This window comes from Streptomyces sp. NPDC059832 (assembly GCF_042731715.1).
Taxonomy (GTDB): Bacteria; Actinomycetota; Actinomycetes; order Streptomycetales; family Streptomycetaceae; genus Streptomyces.
In genome coordinates, this window is sequence record NZ_JBHWIY010000065.1 from 1 (window position 1) to 22,007 (window position 22,007).

19 protein-coding genes and 1 pseudogene are annotated in these 22,007 nt (G+C 68.5%); 12 read left to right on the top strand and 8 right to left on the bottom strand.

Annotation, left to right across the window (positions count from 1 at the left end; all coding sequences use genetic code 11):
• The first annotated feature begins 1,111 nt into the window (after positions 1-1,111).
• The gene (locus ACFV8T_RS43675) at positions 1,112-1,273 is read left to right on the top strand and encodes a hypothetical protein (RefSeq protein ID WP_385338995.1); all 162 of its coding nucleotides are present in this window, start codon (positions 1,112-1,114) and stop codon (positions 1,271-1,273) included.
• Between the two features lie 33 nt (positions 1,274-1,306).
• On the opposite strand, the gene ACFV8T_RS43680 is transcribed toward ACFV8T_RS43675, so the two are convergent.
• On the bottom strand, positions 1,307-1,957 hold the full coding sequence (locus ACFV8T_RS43680; RefSeq protein ID WP_385338998.1) for a hypothetical protein: 651 nt from the start codon (positions 1,955-1,957) through the stop codon (positions 1,307-1,309).
• Positions 1,958-2,912: 955 nt separating this feature from the next.
• On the opposite strand from ACFV8T_RS43680, the gene ACFV8T_RS43685 reads away from it, so the two are divergent.
• Positions 2,913-3,560, top strand: coding sequence for a hydrolase (locus ACFV8T_RS43685; RefSeq protein WP_385339001.1), 648 nt, complete (start codon positions 2,913-2,915; stop codon positions 3,558-3,560).
• Positions 3,561-3,610: 50 nt separating this feature from the next.
• Here the strand turns inward: ACFV8T_RS43685 and ACFV8T_RS43690 are convergent, their stop codons facing one another.
• Positions 3,611-6,355, bottom strand: coding sequence for an AAA family ATPase (locus tag ACFV8T_RS43690; RefSeq protein ID WP_385339004.1), 2,745 nt, complete (start codon positions 6,353-6,355; stop codon positions 3,611-3,613).
• Positions 6,356-7,164: 809 nt separating this feature from the next.
• On the opposite strand from ACFV8T_RS43690, the gene ACFV8T_RS43695 reads away from it, so the two are divergent.
• The 3 genes from ACFV8T_RS43695 (at position 7,165) to ACFV8T_RS43705 (ending at position 8,999) form a co-directional block, all read left to right on the top strand.
• Complete coding sequence (locus ACFV8T_RS43695; RefSeq protein ID WP_385339007.1) at positions 7,165-7,629, top strand: MarR family winged helix-turn-helix transcriptional regulator; 465 nt, start codon at positions 7,165-7,167, stop codon at positions 7,627-7,629.
• 185 nt (positions 7,630-7,814) lie between these two features.
• Positions 7,815-8,363, top strand: a complete 549-nt coding sequence (locus ACFV8T_RS43700; protein WP_385339010.1) for a dinucleotide-binding protein — start codon at positions 7,815-7,817, stop codon at positions 8,361-8,363.
• 201 nt (positions 8,364-8,564) lie between these two features.
• A complete protein-coding gene (locus tag ACFV8T_RS43705; RefSeq protein WP_385339013.1) occupies positions 8,565-8,999 on the top strand; it encodes an ester cyclase in 435 nt (144 codons plus the stop codon).
• Between the two features lie 29 nt (positions 9,000-9,028).
• Here ACFV8T_RS43705 and ACFV8T_RS43710 read toward each other — a convergent pair whose 3' ends face one another.
• The gene (locus tag ACFV8T_RS43710) at positions 9,029-9,187 is read right to left on the bottom strand and encodes a hypothetical protein (RefSeq protein WP_385339015.1); all 159 of its coding nucleotides are present in this window, start codon (positions 9,185-9,187) and stop codon (positions 9,029-9,031) included.
• Positions 9,188-9,240: 53 nt separating this feature from the next.
• Between ACFV8T_RS43710 and ACFV8T_RS43715 the strand changes: the two are divergent.
• A pseudogene (locus ACFV8T_RS43715) lies at positions 9,241-9,728 on the top strand (cupin domain-containing protein).
• A 29-nt stretch (positions 9,729-9,757) separates the two neighbouring features.
• Here the strand turns inward: ACFV8T_RS43715 and ACFV8T_RS43720 are convergent.
• The gene (locus ACFV8T_RS43720; protein WP_385339018.1) at positions 9,758-10,615 is read right to left on the bottom strand and encodes a helix-turn-helix transcriptional regulator; all 858 of its coding nucleotides are present in this window, start codon (positions 10,613-10,615) and stop codon (positions 9,758-9,760) included.
• A gap of 228 nt (positions 10,616-10,843) precedes the next feature.
• Here ACFV8T_RS43720 and ACFV8T_RS43725 point away from each other — a divergent pair, with 228 nt between their 5' ends.
• The 4 genes from ACFV8T_RS43725 to ACFV8T_RS43740 all read left to right on the top strand — a co-directional run bounded on the left by ACFV8T_RS43725 (position 10,844) and on the right by ACFV8T_RS43740 (position 14,065).
• Positions 10,844-11,722, top strand: coding sequence for a helix-turn-helix domain-containing protein (locus ACFV8T_RS43725; protein WP_385339020.1), 879 nt, complete (start codon positions 10,844-10,846; stop codon positions 11,720-11,722).
• A 125-nt stretch (positions 11,723-11,847) separates the two neighbouring features.
• Complete coding sequence (locus ACFV8T_RS43730; RefSeq protein WP_385339023.1) at positions 11,848-12,687, top strand: SDR family NAD(P)-dependent oxidoreductase; 840 nt, start codon at positions 11,848-11,850, stop codon at positions 12,685-12,687.
• A gap of 79 nt (positions 12,688-12,766) precedes the next feature.
• Positions 12,767-13,630 (top strand): SDR family oxidoreductase, encoded by an 864-nt coding sequence (locus ACFV8T_RS43735; RefSeq protein WP_385339026.1) that lies wholly within the window; start codon positions 12,767-12,769, stop codon positions 13,628-13,630.
• Positions 13,631-13,807: 177 nt separating this feature from the next.
• Complete coding sequence (locus tag ACFV8T_RS43740) at positions 13,808-14,065, top strand: hypothetical protein (protein WP_385339028.1); 258 nt, start codon at positions 13,808-13,810, stop codon at positions 14,063-14,065.
• Between the two features lie 330 nt (positions 14,066-14,395).
• Here the strand turns inward: ACFV8T_RS43740 and ACFV8T_RS43745 are convergent, their stop codons facing one another.
• The 4 genes from ACFV8T_RS43745 to ACFV8T_RS43760 all read right to left on the bottom strand — a co-directional run bounded on the left by ACFV8T_RS43745 (position 14,396) and on the right by ACFV8T_RS43760 (position 18,693).
• Positions 14,396-15,361: a cation:proton antiporter gene (locus ACFV8T_RS43745; RefSeq protein ID WP_385339031.1), complete on the bottom strand. Its 966-nt coding sequence runs from the start codon at positions 15,359-15,361 to the stop codon at positions 14,396-14,398.
• Positions 15,355-15,993, bottom strand: coding sequence for a cation:proton antiporter (locus ACFV8T_RS43750; protein ID WP_385339034.1), 639 nt, complete (start codon positions 15,991-15,993; stop codon positions 15,355-15,357). The genes ACFV8T_RS43745 and ACFV8T_RS43750 overlap by 7 nt, the downstream gene beginning before the upstream one ends.
• Positions 15,994-16,501: 508 nt before the next feature.
• Positions 16,502-17,893 carry an amidohydrolase family protein gene (locus ACFV8T_RS43755; protein WP_385339036.1) on the bottom strand — a complete coding sequence of 464 codons (1,392 nt, stop codon included), beginning with the start codon at positions 17,891-17,893 and terminating at the stop codon, positions 16,502-16,504.
• Positions 17,894-17,937: 44 nt separating this feature from the next.
• Positions 17,938-18,693, bottom strand: coding sequence for an Atu4866 domain-containing protein (locus tag ACFV8T_RS43760; RefSeq protein WP_385339038.1), 756 nt, complete (start codon positions 18,691-18,693; stop codon positions 17,938-17,940).
• Between the two features lie 326 nt (positions 18,694-19,019).
• Between ACFV8T_RS43760 and ACFV8T_RS43765 the strand changes: the two genes are divergently transcribed.
• Both ACFV8T_RS43765 and ACFV8T_RS43770 read left to right on the top strand, forming a co-directional pair.
• On the top strand, positions 19,020-19,289 hold the full coding sequence (locus ACFV8T_RS43765) for a hypothetical protein (RefSeq protein WP_385339041.1): 270 nt from the start codon (positions 19,020-19,022) through the stop codon (positions 19,287-19,289).
• 987 nt (positions 19,290-20,276) lie between these two features.
• Positions 20,277-21,491 carry a glycosyltransferase gene (locus ACFV8T_RS43770; RefSeq protein WP_385339044.1) on the top strand — a complete coding sequence of 405 codons (1,215 nt, stop codon included), beginning with the start codon at positions 20,277-20,279 and terminating at the stop codon, positions 21,489-21,491.
• The last annotated feature ends 516 nt before the right edge of the window (positions 21,492-22,007 follow it).

The window sequence follows — 22,007 nt, forward strand, 5'->3', positions numbered from 1 at the left end:
GCGACGACAGCTACGGCACCTCGCCGCGTTGTCGGAACGCCCGAATACATCCAGTATTCGGGCGTCCCTCCGCCTTGCGATGCACCGCATCTGACACCGCACGCTGATCCACCAGGGATTACGGGACAGCCCTTAGCCCGGCGCTGCGGGCAAGCCCTGGCTGCAATGGTGCGGCATGCCCCGCGCGTTTCCCTCGTACTGCCCAGACGTGGCCCTAATCGGCGGCCCTCGGGCGCCGGCATCCTGGGCGGCTGGCCCGAGCCCTTCCTCTCCAGCCCGCGGGCCGTGCTCCTCACTGTACGGAGCACTGCGCCCGCGGGCCGGAGCGTTCCCAGGGGCTGCGAGGGTGCGGGCGCCGGGCGTCGTCAGCGAAGGGAACGTCCTCGCGAGAAGGCGGGCCCATCTGCTCAGCGCCCTCTGTTTCTGGCGCGACGGCCTGAAGGCGGGGGTCACAGGCGACGAGCGGCCAGGGGGTACTGACGCCCCGTCCAGCGACTGCTCCCGCTCCGCCTTCGCCGCCCCGCGCCCGCCTCGCGGCTCGTCCGGTTTCCCGGAAACACGGTCGCGCCGGGCCGTGGCCCGTTGCTACAAGAAGGGGCGTGGGAATCTGGACCGACGCCTTCATCGCGCCCCCGGCACCGACCCTCCTGCGGCCGGAGGCGTTCGGCCGGCTCGCGGTCGAGCTGGCGCGCGAGCGTGTGGTCCGGACCCCGTGGGCGCTCCTCGCGGGGAAGCTCTGCGTCAACGCGAGCCTCAACCTGGGGCAGCGTCAGCGGGCAGGCCAACTGGGACCGGCCTCCCGTCGGTACGGTGCTGCGGACCGAGGCGTACCCGTGGGACATAGAGGACCCGGACGACGCCCCCCGCCCTGGGGCCCCTCGCACGAGGAGGTCCGGCTGCTCGCCTCCGGCGAGAAGGCGCTCGACATCCTTGCGGCGCTGCGGGCCGCCCCGTACGGCGACGAGGATGTCGCCGTCGTCTTCGCCCACATGGCTTCGGCAACCGGGCGATCACCAACTACTTCCAGTACGCGGACAGACGCACGACGCTGGCCTGCTTCCCCCTGGCACGCGCGCAGAACCGGCCGCTGTCCGCCGACACCTACGGGGACATGGACGACGGGACGACGCTTCCGGTGCGGACCTGCGTGGTCCACACCTTCAAGCACGCGCTGGGCGACCTCGGCCTGGACGGCGGCCCGGTACCAGCGCTCGCCGCCATCATCTCCCGCTACCTCGGACCGGACCAGGTCAGCGGCAAGACCTGGGGCTGAACCCGCCCGGCGCCCAGCCCCGGGCCCTCGGCATCACGTGAGGCTGAAGAAGAGGGTGTCCTGTGTGTACCCGTCGGCTCTGTGCTTCGAGTACCACCATTGATCGTGCTCGAATTCGAGTTTCTCCATGAGCTCCTGGACGTCGACCCAGAAGTCCGGGGCCACACGGGCCAGGACGTCGCCATAGGCGTCCGCGGCGGGTTTGGCCCTGTCCAACGGCAGGTGGCCGATGGCCGGATACCCGTCCACCGGGCGCGGTATGCCGGGAAAGCCGTCCGGCAGCCCGCCGAAGAGGTATCCGCCGGGCAGCAGGTCGCCCGGCACACCCAGGCGGCGCAGCTCCTCGTCGACCAGGCCGAAGAATGTGGAGGGATCCGCGCAGGTGCCCAGGGTGTAAGGGTCACAGGCATTGTGGTCGATGACGATCTGCAGCGCGGCGTGATAGGCGTGTCCCGCACGCTCGGCCTCCGAGGACATGCGCCCGGCCAGGAGGTGGTCGAGCGCTTCCGGGACGGTCAGACCCCAGTCGACCTCCTGGTGGTCGAGACCGGTCTGCCGCGCACGGGCGGAGTTCCGCATGCCCTCAAGGCGGTACTGCTGATCTGCGTTCAGGTTGCCGTTGTTGCCCAGGAAGGCAAGGACGTCGGCCTGGTCGGCAGTGGAGTAGAAGATCCCGTGGCTCATGGCGCCATGGTGCCAAGGACGACTGACACCCCCGCCTGACCCGCAGGGGCGCGGCCGGAGGGCGTCCGGGCCCGAATCATCCGCAGCGAGGAGCGCACACTCTGCGGTCGGCCCACACCGCGGGAGGGTCGAGGCGATCGTTCACCACGTCCAACAGCTCGGCAGCCACCGTTCGAGACAGTTCGACCCCGGAGACATCAAGCGGGCGAACGACGCACTGGGCGGGGATCCGGCCAGCGGGACGGTCAGGTTGCGGGGCGCGGGGCGGTGCATCACAAGGCGGAGGGACGCCCGAATACTGGATGTATTCGGGCGCTCCGACAACGCGGCAAGGTGCCGTGGCTGTCGTCGCACGCCCACCAGGGATTACGGGACAGCCCCAGAGCCCGTCCTGCCGCTACTGTGCGCGAAGGGGGCCTGGTATCGCACCCCCGTCGATGCCGGGCCCTCCTGGCCAGCCTTGCCGGTCGAGCCATCGGTGGCCATCGACAAGGCCGGGAAGTCATGTGAGAGGAAGCGCCGCTGACAGCCTGTCCCGTTCTGAATAGAAGATCGGGTCACAGCTTCCCGCAGGTCGCCGGACCCGCGTTCGCCAGTCGCCGACCGTGCCACCCTGTCCTGCTTTCAGGCCGTGGTCATCGGCTGAGGACGCCCTGGAGGCAGAACTGGTCCAAGACTGACCCTGGCCCCGGCGACCGCTTGGAGGCGCGCCCGTCTCACGTCGTCGGCGTGCGGCGGTACGGACGGAGTGGGAAGCGGTCGAGGAGGCTCAGAACGGGGCATGTTGCCGCTCCTGGGATCGGCCGTAGGCTTCCAGCCGCAGCAGACCAGGGCCAGTACGTAACACGAGTCTAGGTAGCCATCGCCGATGCGAGGCCGCGCTCTGCGATGGGAGCTTCGATTCGGCGAGGGCCGATCGGCCTCTCGGGGAACCAGCGATACCGGAGACTCATACATGGCAGCCAGCGGCGTCACCTACATCGGCCTCGACGCACTGCTCGCACCCGAAAGGTCGGTCCTCCTGCTGATCGACCACCAGGGCGCGCAGTTCGCCGGGATGCACAGCATGGACCCCAACCTCGTGGTCAACAACGTCACCGCCCTGGCGAAGGGCGCAAAGCTCTTCGACGTACCAACAATCCTCAGCACGGTCGTCGAGGACCGCGGCGGCCGGATCATCCGTCAGATCCAGGACGTGTTCCCCGACCAGAAGCCGATCGACCGCACCACAATCAACACCTGGGAGGACCAGCGGGTCGTCGACGCTGTCGCCGCCACCGGCCGCAAAGACCTCGTCATAGCCGGCCTGTGGACGGACATCTGCCTTGCCTTCCCGGCGATCCACGCTATGGCCGACGGCTACCGGGTCTACGCGGTGACGGACGCGTCCGGCGCGACGACGGTCGAGGCGCATGAGCGCGGAGTCCAGCGCATGATCCAGGCGGGTGTCATCCCGGTGACCGCCGGGACCGTCATCGCGGAATGGCAGCGCGACTGGGCACGCGAGGCGACCGTTCCCGGCATCAACCAGATCCTGGTTGACCACGGCGGCAGCTTCGGCACCAGCCTGGCCTGGGAGCTTCAGCTTCTCGGCAAGGATTGACAGCTCACATGTGGGCGGGGTGGGCGGCGCCGAGACGCCGCCTACCTCGGTCATGTGGTCAGCGGCAGGTCGCGCAGTTGGCGGCGTGAGGTGATGCCGAGCTTACGGAAGATGTTCCGTAGATGGGCGTCAATGGTGCGTGGACTCAGGAACAGCTGCGTGCCCACCTCCTTCGATGTCGCGCCCGTGGCGACCAGCCGGGCGATCTGGAATTCCTGCGCGGTGAGGCGAGTCGGCGCGTCACCGACCCGCTTCCGCACGCGGGCGCCGGTCGCGGCGAGCTCTCGGGCGGCCCGTCCCGCGAACGCCGCTGCCCCGAGCACGGACAACTGCTCGTACGCCGCCTGCAATTCCACCCGCGCCTCGGACCGCCGGCCCTCGCGGCGCAGCCATTCGCCATACACGAGTCGGGCGCGCGCGACGTGGGGGGCTCCGTCGCTGCGGGCAAGACGCTCGATTGCCTCCCGGTACAGCTTCTCGGCGGTCGGCCCCTCTGTGAGCAGGGCCCGCGAGCGCAGCTCGGTCCCGAGCGCCCACTCGGAGCCGCTCGCGGCAGTGCGCTCGGACAGGAGCTTCATGACGGGCTCCGCGAGATCGGGACGACCGGCGTACGTCGCGGCCTCGATGAACTCCACGGGTATCCAGCAGTGGAAGCTGATCTCGTCGAGATCACCTGCCACTTGGCATGCCGAGAGGGCAGCGTCGTAGCGGCCCAGGCCGTTGAGGAGTACGGTCCGGGCGTACTCGGTAGCGCTGAGGAGACGTCCCTCGCCGCGCGCGTCGGCGTCGCGGGTGGCAATGTCGGCAATCCTGGTGGTGCGTTTCTCGTCGCCGCGCCACGCGGCCACGGTGACGTCGACGTGGAGCATGGCCGGGGTGCCGAGTTCCGCCGCGATCGCATGTGCCTCGTCGACCAGCGCGGTGGCGTCGGCGAACTCGCCCGCGTGGACATGTGCGAGGGCCCGGTAGCTCAAGGCCACAGGCAGCTCGGCGAGCATTCCCGCGCCGCGCACCAGTTCGAGCTGGCGTTCGGCCAGCTCCCGCCATGCCTCGTCGTCCCACAGGTCCATCGCGGGACCGCAGGCCACCCATAACTGGCCCACGTCGTAGGCGTCGCGACCCGCACCGCGCCGGTAGACGTCCACGGCCTGGCGTAATTCTGGCGCCGCCTCCGTGTATCCGTCTCTGACCTGGGTGGTCAATCCGTCGAGCAGCCGGTCGAGCGGGCGCGGTTTCGGTGGGGTGGGGCTCATGGCACGGGCGGTCTCGGCGATGTCGAGTATGCGGTCAGCGGTGGTGAACCGGCCGACGAACACCGCTGCGGCGAGGGACTCGAGGAATGCCTCGCGGGCCGAGAAGGTGTCGAGCGGTGCCATGAGCCGGGCCGCCCGAAGCAGCTTCTCGACTGCGGCGTCGTCTCGGTTCCTGTCGAACGCCATCCGTGCGCGCAGCGTGGCCACCGTGGCGCGCTGGAGGTTGTCGAGCGGTGTGGCTTCCGCTATGGACAGCAGGGACAATGCGGAGTCCGCGGCGCCGCTGTCGCGCTTGGCGCGCGCAGCGACGATGGCTCGTACGGCGCGGTGGGCGGGTTCCGGCGTCAGATTCGCGGCCTTCTCCAGGAAGGCCGCTGCGGCGGCGACGCCGCCGCGGGCACGGGCCCGGTCGGCCGATCGTTCCAGCGCCGCCGCGACGTCCTCGTCCGGCTTGCGTGCGGCCTGTGCGTAATGCCACGCCTTGCGGTCGGGCTCGGTGTCCGCGGTGGCCTCGGCCAATGCGCGATGGACCGCGCGGCGCTCGTCGAGGGTGGCGGACCGGTAGACGGCTGAACGCACCAGCGGGTGACGGAACCGTACCCGGTCGCCGATGGCCAGCAGGCCGGACTCCTGCGCGTGCGTCACCGCGTCGTCGGGGACACCGAGTTGTTCCGCCGCCTCGCCCAGGAGTATTGGGCAGCCGGTCGGCTCTGCTGCCGCGATTAATAGCAGGGTCCGTGTCTCAATGGGGAGTTCGGCCAGTCTCACCCGGTAGCTCGCCTCGACCTTCCCTGAGGTGGGCGACGCCGCGGGTAGCACGAACCCGCCCGCGAGGTCGGCGGTGTGGGGCAGTTCGAGGAGGGCGAGCGGATTACCGCGTGCCTCGGCAATGATGCGGTCGCGTACGGCACTGTCAACAGGCACGTGGATCCGAGACGCGAGGAGCCGACGGGCATCGTCGTCGGCCAGGCCGCGAAGCATCAGTTCAGGGAGGCCCGCCAGTTCGTGGCGGTCGCTCGCATCGCGCTCGGCGAACAGCAGCGCCACGGGTTCGTCCTGGAGCCGGCGCGCGACGAAGGCCAAGGCCTGCGCGGATGCCTGGTCGAGCCAATGCGCGTCGTCGATGACGCACAGCACAGGCTGCTCGGCCGCAGCCTCCGAGAGGAGGTTGAGGACCGCCAGGCCTACGTGGAAGCGGTTCGGCGCGCCGTCCCCGGTCTGCCCGAACGCAGCATCAAGCGCCCGGCGCTGCGGCGCGGGCAACCGTTCCTGCCAGCGCAGAGTCGATTTGCAGAGCTGATGGAGTGCGGCGAACGCCAGTTCCGACTCGAACTCGGCGCCTCCGGCGCACAGCACCTTCAGGCCCGGTGCCGCCAGTGCGTGGTCGATGAGCGCGGTCTTTCCGATGCCCGGCTCTCCCCGCACCACCAAGGCGCCGCCGCACCGGGACCGGATGCCGTCGATCAGTTGGTCCAACACGTCTGATTCGCTCCGTCGGCCGAGAAGTCCGGGACGTTCGGTTCCCGGGCGGGATCTCCGCATCAGCGGGCCCGTTCGGTGCACACGTCCATATCGACCGGCGGGGCGACCGACGATGCGTACCTCTCGCCCCAGGCGCTGGCACTTGCCGGTGTGCCTCGGTGTCGGCTGTACAGGTGGGTTCTGTCGACGCGAACACGGACTCCGCCCGCGAGTTCGGTCATGGGACTCCTTCTCGTTTCCCGAATGCGACGCAAGCCGACGCGTCTTGAGAGTCCCATCAGCCTTGTTGACATGTCAACAACTAGTGGTGGTCTCGCCTGCGTGTCGTCGCAGGCACACTCACAGGCCTTCGGAGACATCCGAGAAAGCTCTGTCTCCGGTCGTACACCCGCTTGGAGGAGGTAGCTGTCGAAGACACCCGCACCCCAAATCCGTATACGTGGCCGCCGGCGGTGGCACGGTCCGCTGCATGTGCTGCGGCGCACCCGCGCCCACACGACCCGGCATCCCGTACCCCTGGGCCGGCATACCCACGCCCAGGCGGCCCGGCCAGGGCTGCCCAGCGCATGTCCCGGAGAACCGATGACGACACTCGCACCCCCGCAAACCCCAGAACACGACCCCTGACCGGCCGCCGCCCTTCGACCCCGAACTCGCCCCGGCGCTCGCGCCACTGGCAGAAGTCCTGCCGTCGGACGAAGACCTGGCGCACGGCGGGGCGATCGAACTGCAGGAGCGCCGGATCCCGGGGCAGCCTGGCGCACCCGAGGTGGCATACTGCCGCTGCCTTCGGGCGCCACGCGAAGCCGCTTGAGGCTCTCCGGCTACGATTCCCGAACCAGTGGACACACGCCCAGAAGATTGGCCTCATGAACGAACCACGCTGGCTCGATTCGCATGAGGCGGCTGTCTGGAAGAAGTACCGGGACCTGCAGCGCCAGCTGCAAAGCGCCCTGGACCGGCAGCTCGCACGCGACTCCGTGTTGTCCGGAGCCGACTACGCGGTACTCGCCCCCCTGTCCGAGTCGCCGGACGACGTCCTAAGGGCCCGGGATCTCCAGGCCGAGCTGGGCTGGGAACGGAGTCGGCTGTCGCATCAGATCAGCCGCATGGAGAAGCGCGGCATGGTCGCCCGCGAGCCGTGCGAGGACGACGCGCGCGGCTCGATGGTGCGCATGACCGCCCAGGGCCGGGCCGCGATCGAGGGGGCCGCGCCGCAGCACGTCGAGACCGTCCGCCGTTACTTCTTCGACCCGTTCTCCCCCGACGAAGTCGAAACGCTGGGCGTACTCTTCGACCGGCTCCTCGACTCACTCTCGCGCGACACGGACTGACCGTTCCCCCACCCACCCCATCGCATGGCTGATCATGGGTCGGTGCCCCCACGCGCCGAGCAGCGCCGCACTGGGTCGCTGTCGGCAGACCCTACGTAAGCCCGCCGCATAGGCGACCGTCACCGACGCGATTCGGCCGACGCGCTGCGAGTGTCGGCTGTGGCAGACCTACGTGAGGAGTCGGGATGAAGATCACCGTTGTGGGACGAGGACGCGTCGGAGGCGGCCTGGCCAGTCTGTGGGAGAAGGCCGGCCACGAGGTGACCGGCCTTGGCCGCGACGGCGGCGACGCGGCCGGTGCCGACGTCCTGGTGATCGCGGTACCGGGCCCAGAGATCGCCGATGCGCTGGCCCGGGTGTCCGGGCTGGCCGGACAGGTGACCATCGACGCCTGCAACCTCTACGGACCGCGGGACGACTCCTTCCCCTCCCTGTCCCACCAGGTGAAGTCGATCGTCGGCGGACCGACCGCGAAGTCGTTCTCAACGAACTTCGCCGCGATGTACGACCAGATCGAGGCGCAGCGCGTTCGCCCGAGCAATCTTTTCGCCGCCGAAGCGGCCGCGCGGGAGACAGCCGAACAGCTGATCCGGGATGTCGGCTACGACCCCGTCTTCGTCGGCGACCTCGATCCTGGCGCCCGCCTGCTCGAAGACAGCTCGGCACTCACCCGTGCTCTGGCCGAACAGCTGGGCCCCTTCTTCTACCGCTACGGACCTCCCGACGAGCTGTGAACCGCCACCGACCGCCACACTCGCCCAAGGAGCAAGCCGCCCGGGACCGGTGACGCCGTGGCGTACGTCGGATCAGGTCCGTCGAGCAGTGCGACCGGAACCGCCCTCGTCGTCGACGGCGCCCGACCTCGGTGGTCCGGCACCTGTCTCCAGACCTGTGCGGGCCGAACCGACCGACCGCACCCTCCGCGGAGGAATCCCATGAACGAGAACAATCCGGGCGAGGCTGCCAAGGCGATCGTCCGTCGCAACACCGAAGAGGTGCAGGGCGGCGGGGACTTCGCCCTCTTCGACGAGCTGTTCGCCGACGACTTCATCGACCACACACCGCAGCCGGGACGTACGGCCGACAAGGCGGGCGCACGCAGGCTGTACCAGGTGCTCCGCGAGGCCTTCCCCGACTTCCACGCCGTCATTCACTGGCAGTCCGCCGACGGCAACCTCGTCACCACGTACAAGACGTATCACGGCACCCACAAGGGCGAGTTCTTCGGCATCGCACCCACCGGCAAGCAGATCAGTTTCGAAACCGTGGATGCCATGCGAGTACGCGACGGGAAGATCACCGAGCACTGGGGCGTCGCGAACCTCTTCTCGCTGATGCAGCAGCTCGGCGCGCTGCCTGATGCCGTATAGCAATACGGCGGTGGCGCCCACCGCCACGTTCAGCGCGCCAGATAGGCGGCTCGGCCCGTAAACAGCTTGTCGATCAGCTCCGTCGCGGATGCGTCGGCGCTCATCAACTTCTTATGGCCGTTCTTCGGGCCCGGCTCGCTGTACACCAGGCCCGCAGCCTTCAGCACCGTCAGGCTCTGCGCGATCACCTGACCGCTGACGTGCTCGGGGGCTGCGACTGGGCAACTCGATACAGCTGGCGATGCATACGGTCTGCCGCGGCTGCGGCTACCTCTGGCTGGAAACCCCCGGCAGCACGGTAGAACTCATACCTGGATCGGTCACCCTGGTACGCGGAGGACCGAACCACTCCACCGGACACGGAGCGAGCACCGAATGCCTGGAAACAGAGGTTCTCCGGGCACGCCGCGCCCACGCGCGTCCCTCCGACAACCCTCAGGCCACGGTGTTCCTGTGCGGCGCCTACCGGTTCTCCGGCGATGTCGGCGGCGGATTGCTCGACGCACTGCCCCAGGTCGTAACCCTTTCGGCGGCCGACGACAACCCCTGCGGGAGGTGATCACCCTGTTGTCGCGCGAGCCGGTCCGTACCGAGCCCGCCCAGCAGATCGTGCTGGACCGCCTCCTGGACCTGCTCCTCGTGCTGGCCATCCGCAGCGATTCCCGCTTCGGGAAACCGCGGTGCCGGGTGGTGACCAAGATGACGGGACCCGGTTCGACGAGACGGTGAACCTTGTCCGGTGCAGCCTCCGCCCGAGGTCACAGGCCTGGGTCCACCACTCCTGCCGGGGCCGGCTTCGGCAGGGAGCCCATGGCCCTCAGTGTCTCGAAGGCGGCCGCGGTCGGGCTGGCCGGTTCGGCCTGATAGACCACCAGCTGCTGGTGCGGGGCTCCGTTGACCGTGAAGGCCGCGAACTTGATGCGCAGGTCCCCGACCTGGGGGTGCTTGAGGTGCTTGCCCTCCTGGGACTTGCCCTTGACGTCGTGCAGTTGCCAGAGCGCAGCGAACTCCTTGCTCTGAGCGGACAGTTCCTCCACCACCTCGGCGATGCGGGCGGACTCGGGGTCATGGCCGTAAGCGGCCCTGATCTCGGCGACGCAGGAGTGCGCGGCTCGCTCCCATTCCTGGTAGAAGTCGCGACCTGCCGGGTCGACGAACACCATCCGGGCGAGGTTGTCGAACTCCTCAAAGCCGCTGTGCAGGGCTGCGGCCAGGGAGTTACCCGCCATGATGTCGAGGGCCGGGCCCACGACGAAGGCCGGTGTGTGATCCCATCCGTCCATCAGCTGCAACAGTTGCTGGCTGACGTCCGCCGAGCCCCGGTCGTGCGGACGCTGCGAGACTGTGAGGCAGAGACGGTTGAGATGATCGGTCGACTCCGCGTCCAGTCTCAGGGCGTGTGCCACGGCGTCGAGGACCTGCGGAGAGGGGCTGTTCTCGCGCCCTTGTTCCAACCGAATGTAATAGTCGGAGCTGACCCCGGCGAGCAGTGCGACTTCCTCCCTGCGCAGTCCCGGCACCCGGCGGCGCCCGAATTCGGGGAGACCGACATCGTGTGGCTTCAGGGCTTCTCTACGGGCTCGGAGGAAATCGCCCAAAGGGGTCCCATTGCTCATGCGGTAAGAGTAGATGCATTTCGGCCAGAGAGAAGCACCAATGCACAATATCACATTCGGTAGCATTATCGTAACAGATAGTACATGCGTATGCCGGGGTCCCAGGAGACGCAGGGACGGCGGGCAGCGGTCCGTCACATCTCTGCCCCATGGAGCCCGTAATCCTGGGTGTGATGCACCCACCGTCGACACAACTCCCGCGGGCCCTGTCCGCCTAGCCTCGAAGACATGGACAACAACACGCACTTCAGCCCGGTGGAGGAAGGACTGGGTACGTTCCTCCGCTCCCGCAGGGAGCGCCTGAGCCCCGCGGCAGCGGGACTTCCCACCGCTGGGCGGCGGAGAGTACCCGGCCTGCGGCGCGACGAGGTCGCGGCGCTCGCAGGAGTGAGCCTGAGCTACTACAGCCGGCTCGAGCAGGGCCATCAGGTCAGCCCCTCCCCCAGGGTGCTGGAATCGATCGCCCGCGTGCTGCAACTGGGGGACGAGGACAAGAAGGTACTCTTCCAGCTCGCTCTGCCAGGATCCCGCCGTGCCCGCGCTCCCGTCCGGGTCGAACGCGTCCGGCCGCACTTGAGGCAGTTGATCGAGAGCTGGCCCAGGACGCCAGCCTTCATCATCGGCCATGCCCAGGACCTGCTGGCCACCAACGCACTCGCCGACGCCCTCTACCGCGACTTCGCGCAGCACGACAACGTTCTGCGGATGCTCTTCCTGGACCCCGCGGCGAAGACCTTCTACCGCAGCCCGGAGCGGGCCAGGCGCCGGGCGGTCGCCGACCTCCAGCAGACCGCCGCGAGCACTCCGGAAGACCCCCGCATCCTGGAGCTGGTCGGTGAGTTGTCAGTGCGCAGCGGCGAGTTCCGCACCCTGTGGGCACGCGAGTACACCCGGGTCCCGCCCTACGAGATCAAGCAGGTCTTCCATTCGGTCGTGGGAAAGCTGGAGCTGCGGCACGAGGCGCTCAACATACGCAGCGCCCCGGGACAGCAACTCGTCATCCTGCAGGCGGAGCCCGGCTCCTCCACTGCCGACGGGCTGGCCCTGCTGGGTTCCGTGAGCGCGCCCGACGTACCGCACCAGCAGAACCCCGCGCGCGGCACCTGAGCCCATCCTGGGTGCAGGACTCCCAGGAAAACCACTGCCTTCATATCGCTATGGCGGAGGGACAGACTCGAATACGTCAACAGGAAATCCCCTTCAAAGGGGAAAGGCACGAAAGAGGTCTTCCCATGGGTACGTGGTTTATCACCGGCGCCTCCCGCGGAATCGGCGCGGAAATCGCCCGTGCCGCTCTGGCAGGCGGTAACAATGTCGTGGTCGCCGTACGAAATCCGGAGCGTGTACCGGACGATCTGAAGGGTTCCGACAAGGTCCTCGCAGTCGCTCTGGATGTCACGGACAACGACAGCATCCCGCAGGCCGTCGAGGCGGCCGTGGACCGGTTCGGCGGCATCGACGTCCTGGTGAACAATGCCGGCCGCGGCCTGCTGGGAGCCCTGGAGGAGATCACCGACGCGGAGGCCAGGTCACTGTTCGACCTCAACGTATTCGGCCTCATCAACGTCACCCGCGCCGTACTGCCCGTGATGCGCAAGCAGGGGGCGGGCCGGCTGGTGCACATCGGTTCCCGCTCCGGCTTCGAGGGCGAGCCGGGCGTCAGCCTGTACTCCGCGTCGAAGTTCGCCGTCGCGGGCATCAGCGAGGCGCTCTCAGCCGAGATGGCGCCGTTCGGAATCCAGTCGATGGTCGTCGAACCGGGTGTCTTCCGCACCGACTTCCTGGACGCGAGCTCCCTGTCGGTCGCCAGGAACCGCATCAGCGACTACGACGACACCCCCGCGCACGTCACCTTGGACTGGATCGACCGGGCCAATCACGCCCAGCTCGGCGATCCCGCGAAGGGCGCCGCCCTCATCGCTGAAGTGGCCTCCACCGAGAAGCTGCCCACGCATCTCTACCTCGGGCGCGACACGCTGGAGCGGCTCGACGTCAAGTACCAGCAGGTACGGAACGACCTCGCTCCGTGGCGCGAGAAGTCCGCGGCCACCGCTCACGACGACGCCGCCTGACGCCCCGCCCGATACCCGACATGCTCGGGCACCCCGAACCCCCGCTTTCCCCGCCTGCGATCAATGAGATTGAGGTCTTGTGATGTCTGCTGCCCTGCTCACCGGTACCCCCCTCGCCGGCCGTGTCGCCGTTGTCTCCGGCGCTTCCAGCGGCATGGGTGCCGTCACCGCCCAACGCCTGGCCGAACTCGGTGCGACCGTGGTCGTACTGGCCCGGCGCAAGGAGCGCCTGGACGGTGTGGTCAAGAACATCGAGGCCGCCGGCGGCACCGCGCTCGCCCTGGCCGTCGACGTGACCGACCGCGCAGCCGTCCAGGCTGCCGCCGACCAGGTCGCCGAGCTCTTCGGCAAGGCCGACCTCGTGTTCAACAACGCCGGTGTCCAGCTCATCTCCGGCATCGAGGAGCTCAAGGTCGACGACTGGCAGCGCCAGATCGACCTCAACATCGGCGGCTTGATGAACGTGATCGCCGCCTTCGTCCCGCATCTGACTGAGTCCGCTGCCGCGGGCAGGCCCGCCGACCTGATCAACACCTCGTCTATCGCGGCCACCCGCATCCTGACGAAGTTCTCCGTCTACTCCGGCACCAAGGCGTACATCAGCCACCTCACCCGCCTGCTGCGCGTCGAACTCGGCCCCAAGATGGTCCGCGTGGCCACCATCGAGCCCGGCATGGTCGACACCGAGCTCCCCGACCACGTCACCGACCCTGATGCCTCCAAGCTGATGGCCGACCTCATCCACGACATCGACGTCCTGCAGAGTGACGACATCGCCGAGACCATCGCCTTCATGGCCGCCGTCCCGCGTCATGTCAACCTCACCGAGATCACCATCCTCCCTACCGCCCAGGCCATCTGGCGCTTCTTCCGGCGTGGTGGTGGAGAGCAGCCCAGTGCTCTCCACCACCACGCCTCCATCAGTCGAGAGGGCCCGACATGAACATTACGGTGACCGGACGAGGACGGGTCGGTGATGGTCTGGCCCGGCTGTGGGAGACGGCCAGCCACAAGGTCAGGACGCTGGGCGGGGCAGAGGCGACGGCCCGGCTGCCGACGTCGTCGTGGCCGGCGGCCCTATCGGCGAGGCACTGCATGACGTCACGGGCGGAACGGCCAGGTGACCATTGGCACGACCAACCTGGACACTGGGCGCGACGCTGCTTTCCCGTCGCTCGCGCATCAGGTCAAGTCCGTCGTCGGCGGCCCGACTGCGAAGCCGTTCAACGCGGTCTTCGCGTCCTCGTACGAGCCCATCGGCGCTCAGCGCGTGACACCGAGCAACCGTCCATGCCGCTGGTGTGCGCAGTTCGGAGGAATCCGAGGAGACGTCATCAGCCTGCTCATCGACGTCTCGCGCGAGTATGCCTCCGCCTGAATCGACGCGCACTGCCTACCGAGTCCTGTGACGTCCGCGAGTCGTCCTGGCTACCGCCACCAGCATGCCTCAAAGGCACGGACTGAAGCAGACGGACATCCTGCGTGCGGAGCCAGGACGGGGTTTCCCGTGATGCCCTCGGTGAGCGCTGTACCGGCACCAGCGCGAACCAGACCGAGCGGCGGACCCAGGCCACTGCGCTTGGAGTACTCACGGCTGCCACGGAGGTGAGGCGGAACCGGCCGGTTCAGGGGCACACTTCAACGCTCGTCACAGACCTTCCCACCAAGCCCGGTCGAACACATCCAGCCCCGAGCAGGGGAGTGTCTCTCACGGCTGCGAGGACTCCTCGGGGGATGGCGATGATGCTTCCGAGAGACTTGCCTTGCCCTTCAGGCGGACTTCCTCCACGTCGAGCATGCGCTGGACGGTCAGCAGGACACCGTCGTCGATACGGCCGTCGTCGCGCAGGGCCGTGAGTGTGCCCCGCTTGACTTGGAGCAGGGCGAGTTCGAGGCGCCGTAGGTTCTCCTGGCGTAGCGCGGTGTCGGGTGTGGGGGTCGTGCGGTCCTCGATGTCCTGGACCATGCGCAGGGTGTCCCGTTCGGCGACCCCGAACTGCCCTGCCAGCGCTGGCAGGGCGTGTAGCGCGGCACTGCTCATATGGGATCGGGCGAGGGTGAGTTCCGAGTTCTTGTCCGTGTCCTCGGGGAAGCGGGCCCGGCGGACCACAGCCGGCAGCGTGGGTCCGAGGACCGTGAGGGTGACGACGATGACGGCTGTCGTGAGGAAAACCACGGCGTCACGCTGCCCGACGGCCTGTCCCTCGGAGGTCGTGGCGGGCACGGTCAGCGCGGCGGCCAGTGAGATGGCGCCACGCATCCCCGACCACGCCAGAGGAAGGCGCTGGAGTGCGGTGATACGCCGGTCGCGCTGCCGGGGACGCCGGTCGAGGACCCTCACGAGGTACGGGACTGAATAGAACCACGCGACCCTTGTCCCGACCACGGCGACGCTGACCGCAACAGCGGCGAGTATCGCCTGGACGACGGAGGCGGACTTCAACGCCTCGACAGCTCCGGGCAGTTGCATGCCGACGAGAACGAACAGCGCACTGTTGAGCAGATAGCTGGCCACCTCCCAGAAGGCGATGGCCTGGATACGGGCTTCGGAACCAATAACGCGAGGGCCGAACCGCGTAGTCACCAGGCCACAGGTGACGACGGCGAGGACGCCGGACACATGCAGGAGCTCGGCGGGCAGGTATGCCAGGAAGGGGGTAGCGGCACTCAGCACACTGTGCAGCAGCGGTTCGGGAAGCCGACACCTGTCGGGACCAGGAACAGGGCAACCGCGCCGCCCACCAGAATTCCACCGGCGTAGGACTGGGCAAAAGCAATCGCCGTGCCTGTCCAGGAGAACGGCCGCTCGTCGGTGATGACATCAACAGCCACCGCCAGCAGGACCAGAGCGGTTCCATCGTTGAGCAGACTCTCGGTGCGCAGCACGGTGAGGATGCGGCGCGGCATGGCCCTGGCGACAGCGGCGACGGCCGCGGCGTCGGTCGGGGCCAGAACGGCGCCGAGGACGAAGCCGATGGGCCGGCTGTAGCCCAGCGCATGGGCCACGGCTGCGACGGCGAGGGCCGTTACCAGGACCAGCCCGGTGGACTGGAGGGCGATGCTGCGGAGATTGTCCCGGATCTCGCGCACCGAGGAGGTGAGCGCCTCCCAGTACAGGAGGGCAGGCAGGAAGAAAAGCAGGACGACCTCGGGAGACAGCGCGAATGACTCGAAGGGCGGTGTCAATCCCACCAAGCAGCCCACGCCGAGCAGCAGAAGCGGTTCGCTCAGGCCCGTTCGACGCGACAGCCAGCCCGAAAGGAGGACGCTGACGGCGACGATGACGGTGAGCTCCAGGCTTGCCATGCGGGGACTCCTCTGCTGTTCATAGGACCGCGGTACGGGCGGGGAGGCTGCGCGGTGCCGTGGTGTCCGTGGAAGCGACCACGCCGCGCGTCGTGGGCGCTGACTCGGCGGTTTCGGCGACTGCGGGCGCCGCTGTTGCTATTGGCGCCACGACCAGCCGCAGGGCGGCGGACAGCCTCACTGTGTGCGGGCAGTGGAAGGAGCCAGGCCGCCGACGGCGAGGGCATCCAGCGCGAAGGCTCGGACCGGTGCAGGGGTGGCCGGCCGTTGCAATGCGCGGGCGCGCAGCAGGGCGACGATCAGAGCGGGGCGGTGCACTGGGCCGCAGGGAAAGGAGCGGGTAGCCGGTACGGCGGGGCCCCAGGGGAGGGTGGTCCGCGGTGCCCGGCGCCGCCGCGGTGGGCCCGGAGAGGAACGGTGGTAGTGGGGTAGGCCACGGGGACTCCAAGTGGCGCCCGAGCCGGGAGAGGTGCAGGGACCAGGCCCGCCAATCGAGGAGGAAGAGCGTTCAGACTGCCTTGGCATTCAGCACGTACTCACGCGAGGCATGCACATCACCTCGCAAGGCGTCCAGGTCGACATCGAGAACCCGGCCGCCCCACTTGCGGGGCTCGCCGTTGATGAGGACGGCACTGATGTTGCGGGCATCGGAGCCCAGCACGATCGTGCCCGTCGGATCGTTGAGCGGCATGTTGTTCAGGTCCTCTGCCTGGATGACCAGCAGGTCGGCCTTCTTGCCCGGAGTGAGTGAACCGGTGACGCCGGCCAGACCATTGGTGCGGGCTCCCTGCAGGGTTGCGAAGTCGAGGACATCGTGGGTGGTGATGCGGGAGGGCAGAAGGTCGGTGCCGTAGGCGGCGTTGACCGCGCGCATCCGCTGAATGGCGTGCAGGGCTCGCATCTGGGTGAACATGTCGCTGGCCAGGGCAACTTCGACATCGATACTCAGTCCCGGGCGGATGCCGACGGACAGAGCCTCGTCGACGGCGGGGACCGCCGTCTCCAGACCGATCTGCGCGTCGGAGGTCGGCGCGAGGGCCACAGAGGTGCCGGACTGGCCCATCGCCCGCCACGCCTCAGGGTGCAGCCCGGTGGAGTGGATGAGGGTGACGTGGGGGCCGAGTATGCCGTCCTTGGCCCAGCGCAGGACCGCGTCGGACGATGCCGCGCCGAAGACCGCATCCACGCTCGCCCCGATGCCCAGCTCCTGTGCGACACGGGCGAGTTCGGGGCCGTAGGTGAGCATGGGTCCGGCGATCTCTTCGGTGGCCAGAGCCGCCAGGCGCAACGTGAGCAGTTGGTCGTCGCTGCTGAAGTACTGGTTCCTGAGGCGGGTCAGATCACCGGGCCACTGCCGGTCCCAGTCGCCGAAGTGCGGGCCCATGGAGGCGTGCACGCCTCGGATGCCGGTGTCGCGTAGCGCTTCGACGGCAGCGTCGGAGTGCTCGGGGGTGCGGGAGTTGTGGGAGAAGTCGAGCATGGTCGTGATGCCGCTGTCGATCGCGGTCAGGGCGGCCAGTCTGGTGCCGATGTACATGTCCTGGGGCCGGTAGACCAGGGCGTAACCGGCGAGGGTGGCCATCACGTATCCGCCGAGGTCGTCGACGTCCGGCATGATCCGGCGGAGCTGGGTCTCCCAGGCGTGCCGGTGGGTGTCGACGAACCCGGGGGTGAGGATCGTGCCGGTGGCGTTGATGACTACGGCGTCCGGCGCGTCGAGGTGGGGGCCGACCCCGGTGATCGTATCGCCCTCGACGAGGAGGTCACCGCCGTCCATGACGCCGAGACCGGGGTCCATGGTGACGACAGTCGCGCCGGTGAACAGGATGCGCCGCGCGTCGGCGGGCCGCCGCCGGAGTTCTTCGAGTACGGCGGCGCTGGTGGTGTCGTTGAGGTTCATGGTCGTCTTCCTTCACTGAGGCGGAGGGACGGGGAGAGGGAAGGTCAGCCAAGCTTCATGACGTAGCCCGCGTGGTGCAGTTCGTCGCCCTGGAACTCGCCGTAGGCCCAGAACCCGAGGTCGTCCAGGTAGTCGATCCGGTTGCCGTCGATCCAGTAGCGGCCCTGGTAGGCGTGCGGGCGCCCGCCCCGGGTCTCGTCGTAGCGGCCGTCGGCGGTGAGCTCCTGGTGCAGAAAGCCGTTCCGGTCGATCCAGACCCCCACCTGTGGGCTGCCGGTCAGGTCCACGACTGCCGGTAGCCCTGTTTCCGGAGCGGCGGCCCGACCAGGGACGCTGGAACCCGCCCACAGGACCGGCCGGCCGGTCGCGACGAGCGCGCGGACCTGTCCCGGCCTGGACAAGAGTGTGGCCACCGCGCTCGGAATGTCGTCGGCGAGGTTGTCGGGTACCACCAGAAAGTCGGCGGCGTTGCCCGGGGCCAGCGCCGCGACGCACTCCGACCGGCTGCCGCGGCCGCCGGTCAGCGCGACGGTGTCTACGACGGCAGGGACGATGGTCATGCCGGTGGCGTCGACGACGATGGCGTTGTCGTCCCCGGCCGCAGTGACGATGCCAGGGCCGACCCCCACGATCAGCGAGCCGACGAACAGGATGTCGGCGCCGACCAAGGCCCCGATCAATGGATCCATCGTCAAGATCCGGGCATTCGTGAACAGGACGGGACGCCCCTCGTGGTTCGAAAGGATCTCGTTGAGGGCCTCGGGGTTCCAGCTCGCGATGCCAGCGCCGGTGATGCTCATTGCGTGCTCCTCGATCAGTCGCCTCATCGGTGCGTGCGTACGCTGCGAGAGTGAGCGCGTCGCGGGTCGAGGCGAGTTTCAGGCGGCTACGGCAGCCGTCTGACCATCAGGTTCGTCGCGTGGCGGAACGGGAACCAGGCCGCCTTGTCCCTAGGTGTCGGGCACCCATGATTCGGCCAGCTCGTGATGGTAGGAGTGGGGTCCCCAGGAAGCCCTCACTGGGGGAAGCGGCGGTCTGTTTGCCACCAGCTGCTGGGCCGATCGTCGAAGCATGACGAACAACGACACGTCCCGCGACCCGCACCGGTAGGACTACCGCAGCCGGTTTGCCAGCTGTCCGAGAAACACTCCACCTCGCTCTGCTCGCCGACCCGATGGGCAGTGTCGGGACGGCTGAGCTGGCCGGAGCAGCCGTCGGGCAATATGCGCTGAACTACTCCAAGCACCCGCTACAAGTCCTCTTCAACGAAGTACGCGAGGTCCGCCAGCTCCTCGCCCCGGTTGTCCAGGCCGAGCCCGGCGCTTCGGTCGATATACAGCGGCAGGTCGGCTGGCTCTCGGCACTCCTGGGGAACCTGGCTTTCTGGACGATCTGACCGGAGCCCGTACACACCCGTCCGGGGCGGCAGCCTGGGGTGAACGTACCGGCGATATCCGTCTGGCCGCTTGGGCATGGGGCGCGCACAGCATGGTCGCCCGCACCACCGGCCGCTACGACCCGCTCTCTCCACGCCGAACGCGGCGCCAGCCTCGCCCCGGCCGGCCTGACCCGGGCACGGTGGCTCCCGGAGCTGACCCCACGAACGTCGCACACCCATATACCCCTTATGTTCCGTCGATAGCGCTCCCTCAGCCAGCCGGCGAGCACGGGTCGGGTCTTCTCTCAGCCTTCCTGCGGCGGCCTCGTTCTGTCCGCCCGCTGGCCCTGCCGTACTTCCGATTTCGGAAGTACGGCTCCAGCACGCGCCAGTCTCCGGTGAACTCGACGACGCGGGCGCTGCCGTCGAGGACGTCGTGGCGTCCGGAGAGCTTGATGACGAACCTGGGTGCCTGTTTCTGAATCCTGTTCAGCAGGTCAAGAGCCGTGAGGAAAGCCCGGCGCTCGGTGTAGGGGCGGCTTCGGCAGTCGCCGATCTGCGGGTCAGGGTGCTGCAGAACATCCCAGCAGACGTACGACGCCGGATACCGGGCCGCCAGGGCACGGGCCCGGGTCGTGGATGACGCGGCCCGTGACTGCGCGGCCGCGAAGTCGAGTGGTGACGATCCTGCTGGGTACGGAATAAGCCAGCAGGATCGTCACCAGCCGCAAACGGCGCTATGTCCTACGCCGTGCCGGGCGGTACGTGCCGGCTGAGCGAAGCGGACACCGACGGTTGCCATGGAGATGTCGGCATGGCTTCGTTCACTTTCAGCAGCAGCGTTTGTCCGGCACTTTGGGCAGCATCTGGAGGTCGATGGGCACGCGAATGTTCACGAGAGAGTAACGACAACACGCATCGACTCGGGGTCGCAGCAGTCAGGTGGGCTGAGGGATCTCCGTGGCAGGCGACGGTGGCCGGACGGCCGCCGAGGAGAATCGCTCCATGCGAATACTGATCATCACCGCCGGTTCACGGGGAGACGTCGCGCCCTTCACAGGACTGGGGCGGCGCCTGCTGGACGTAGGCCATCAGGTCGCCGTGGCCGCTCACCCGTCCTTCGAGGCACTCGTCGGCGAATGCGGTCTCGAATACCGGCCTGTGCCGGGAGACCCACAGGGGCTGATCCGGGACTGGGCCCAGGCGACGTCGCGGGAGGAGACCCAGGCGCTGACGAGGGCGTACGCGGACGGGCTTGCCGATGGGGTGGCGGAGGCCGCGGCGGGCGGAGCCGACCTGCTGCTCACGGCCTTCGGCCCGGCACCGCTCAGCCGGACGGCCGGCGAAGCGTTCGGCATCCCCGTCATCGGCACCTACCTCGTACCGGCGTTCGCCACCGGACAGTTCCCGCTGCCCAACGCACGGAGCACCGACGGCCTGGGGCCGGAGGACAACCTCGCCGCGGGCCGGGATGTGCTGAGGCGCGCGGAAGGGGTCTTCGCAGGCGCCGTCGTCCGACTGCGCGCCCGCCTCGGGTTGCCCGCCGGCGCGCCCTCGGCACCGGTGGACATCCGGCCGGTCTTCCACGGCTTCAGCCCGCTGGTGGTGCCGCGCCCCGAGGACTGGCCGGCCTGGGTCGAAGTGGCGGGCTACTGGTGGCCCGCGCGGCCGGACGGCTGGCGTCCCCCGGTCGAACTGGTCGACTTCCTCCAGGCCGGTCCGCCCCCGGTGTTCATCGGGTTCGGCAGTATGGCGGCTGGACAGGGGGAACGGCTCAGCAAGCTAGTGGCCGCGGCGGTGAAGCGAGCAGGCGTGCGCGCGGTGGTGCAGGCAGGATGGGCCGATTTGAACGGCTGCGGCGCCGACGTCTTGGCCATCGGCGACGTCCCGCACGACTGGCTGTTCCCGCGCACCGCCGCCGTCGTCCATCACGCCGGGGCGGGCACCACCGCAGCCGGGCTACGGGCCGGAGTGCCCGCTGTGCCCGTTCCCGTCATGGCCGACCAGCCGTTCTGGGCGTCTCGGCTGTACGAGCTGGGAGTTGCCCCCCGGCCTGTACCGTTCCAGGACCTCACCGCCGAAGTTCTCGGCGACGCGATCACGGCCTGCCTGTCCGAGCCGGCCCACCGCCGCCGCGCGACCGAACTCGCCCGCGGGATCGCCGCAGAGGACGGCACCGCTTCGCTGCTCGCCCACATCGGCTCAGAGAACGCCGGGTAAAGCCGCGTCGCCGTGCTGCTGTGTCAGGCTGCCCGAGGCACTCTGCCGCATCCGGTGCTGTCGAAACGCGCGGACAATTCGAACGCCGCCGCGCTCCGGCCGCCTCCCAAAGTCGTGAGTAAACGCTGCCCGAAATCGGGCTCTGGCTCAACTTCTGTGACGCCGGCCTGTCGATCGCAAGGACGGCGCGTCGGACGCAGGAAACCAGCAGGTCAGCGGGATCGCCCCGAATCGGGTACGGGCGGGAGCGACGTACCACCACGGAAGTTGAGCCAGAGCCCTGGTTCCGGGGTCAGTTGGTGATCATGCGGTTCGTGAATGTCGAGCAGAAATGACGGCGTCTCGCGGGGCGGCAAGAAAAGGGAAGGCGGCAGCCAACTGGCCGCTGGCAGGATGTCCGCGCTGAACACCCGAGGGGAAATGTCAATCCCCTCGAACCGTGGAGATCTTCTATGCGGCCAGCTTCAGAGCGGAGTCGGCCGGGTGGCTTTGTTCGTAGTCGATCGGGCTGCGGTA

Bases quoted from the DNA above. Each gene is read 5' to 3' on its own strand.
- ACFV8T_RS43675 (WP_385338995.1), top strand. From the start codon at position 1,112: ATGGACGACGGGACGACGCTTCCGGTGCGGACCTGCGTGGTCCACACC.
- ACFV8T_RS43730 (WP_385339023.1), top strand. From the start codon at position 11,848: ATGGGTACGTGGTTTATCACCGGCGCCTCCCGCGGAATCGGCGCGGAA.
- ACFV8T_RS43755 (WP_385339036.1), bottom strand. From the start codon at position 17,893: ATGAACCTCAACGACACCACCAGCGCCGCCGTACTCGAAGAACTCCGG.
- ACFV8T_RS43750 (WP_385339034.1), bottom strand. From the start codon at position 15,993: ATGGCAAGCCTGGAGCTCACCGTCATCGTCGCCGTCAGCGTCCTCCTT.
- ACFV8T_RS43770 (WP_385339044.1), top strand. From the start codon at position 20,277: ATGCGAATACTGATCATCACCGCCGGTTCACGGGGAGACGTCGCGCCC.
- ACFV8T_RS43685 (WP_385339001.1), top strand. From the start codon at position 2,913: ATGGCAGCCAGCGGCGTCACCTACATCGGCCTCGACGCACTGCTCGCA.
- ACFV8T_RS43700 (WP_385339010.1), top strand. From the start codon at position 7,815: ATGAAGATCACCGTTGTGGGACGAGGACGCGTCGGAGGCGGCCTGGCC.
- ACFV8T_RS43695 (WP_385339007.1), top strand. From the start codon at position 7,165: ATGAACGAACCACGCTGGCTCGATTCGCATGAGGCGGCTGTCTGGAAG.
- ACFV8T_RS43680 (WP_385338998.1), bottom strand. From the start codon at position 1,957: ATGAGCCACGGGATCTTCTACTCCACTGCCGACCAGGCCGACGTCCTT.
- ACFV8T_RS43720 (WP_385339018.1), bottom strand. From the start codon at position 10,615: ATGAGCAATGGGACCCCTTTGGGCGATTTCCTCCGAGCCCGTAGAGAA.
- ACFV8T_RS43690 (WP_385339004.1), bottom strand. From the start codon at position 6,355: ATGCGGAGATCCCGCCCGGGAACCGAACGTCCCGGACTTCTCGGCCGA.
- ACFV8T_RS43705 (WP_385339013.1), top strand. From the start codon at position 8,565: ATGAACGAGAACAATCCGGGCGAGGCTGCCAAGGCGATCGTCCGTCGC.
- ACFV8T_RS43760 (WP_385339038.1), bottom strand. From the start codon at position 18,693: ATGAGCATCACCGGCGCTGGCATCGCGAGCTGGAACCCCGAGGCCCTC.
- ACFV8T_RS43725 (WP_385339020.1), top strand. From the start codon at position 10,844: ATGGACAACAACACGCACTTCAGCCCGGTGGAGGAAGGACTGGGTACG.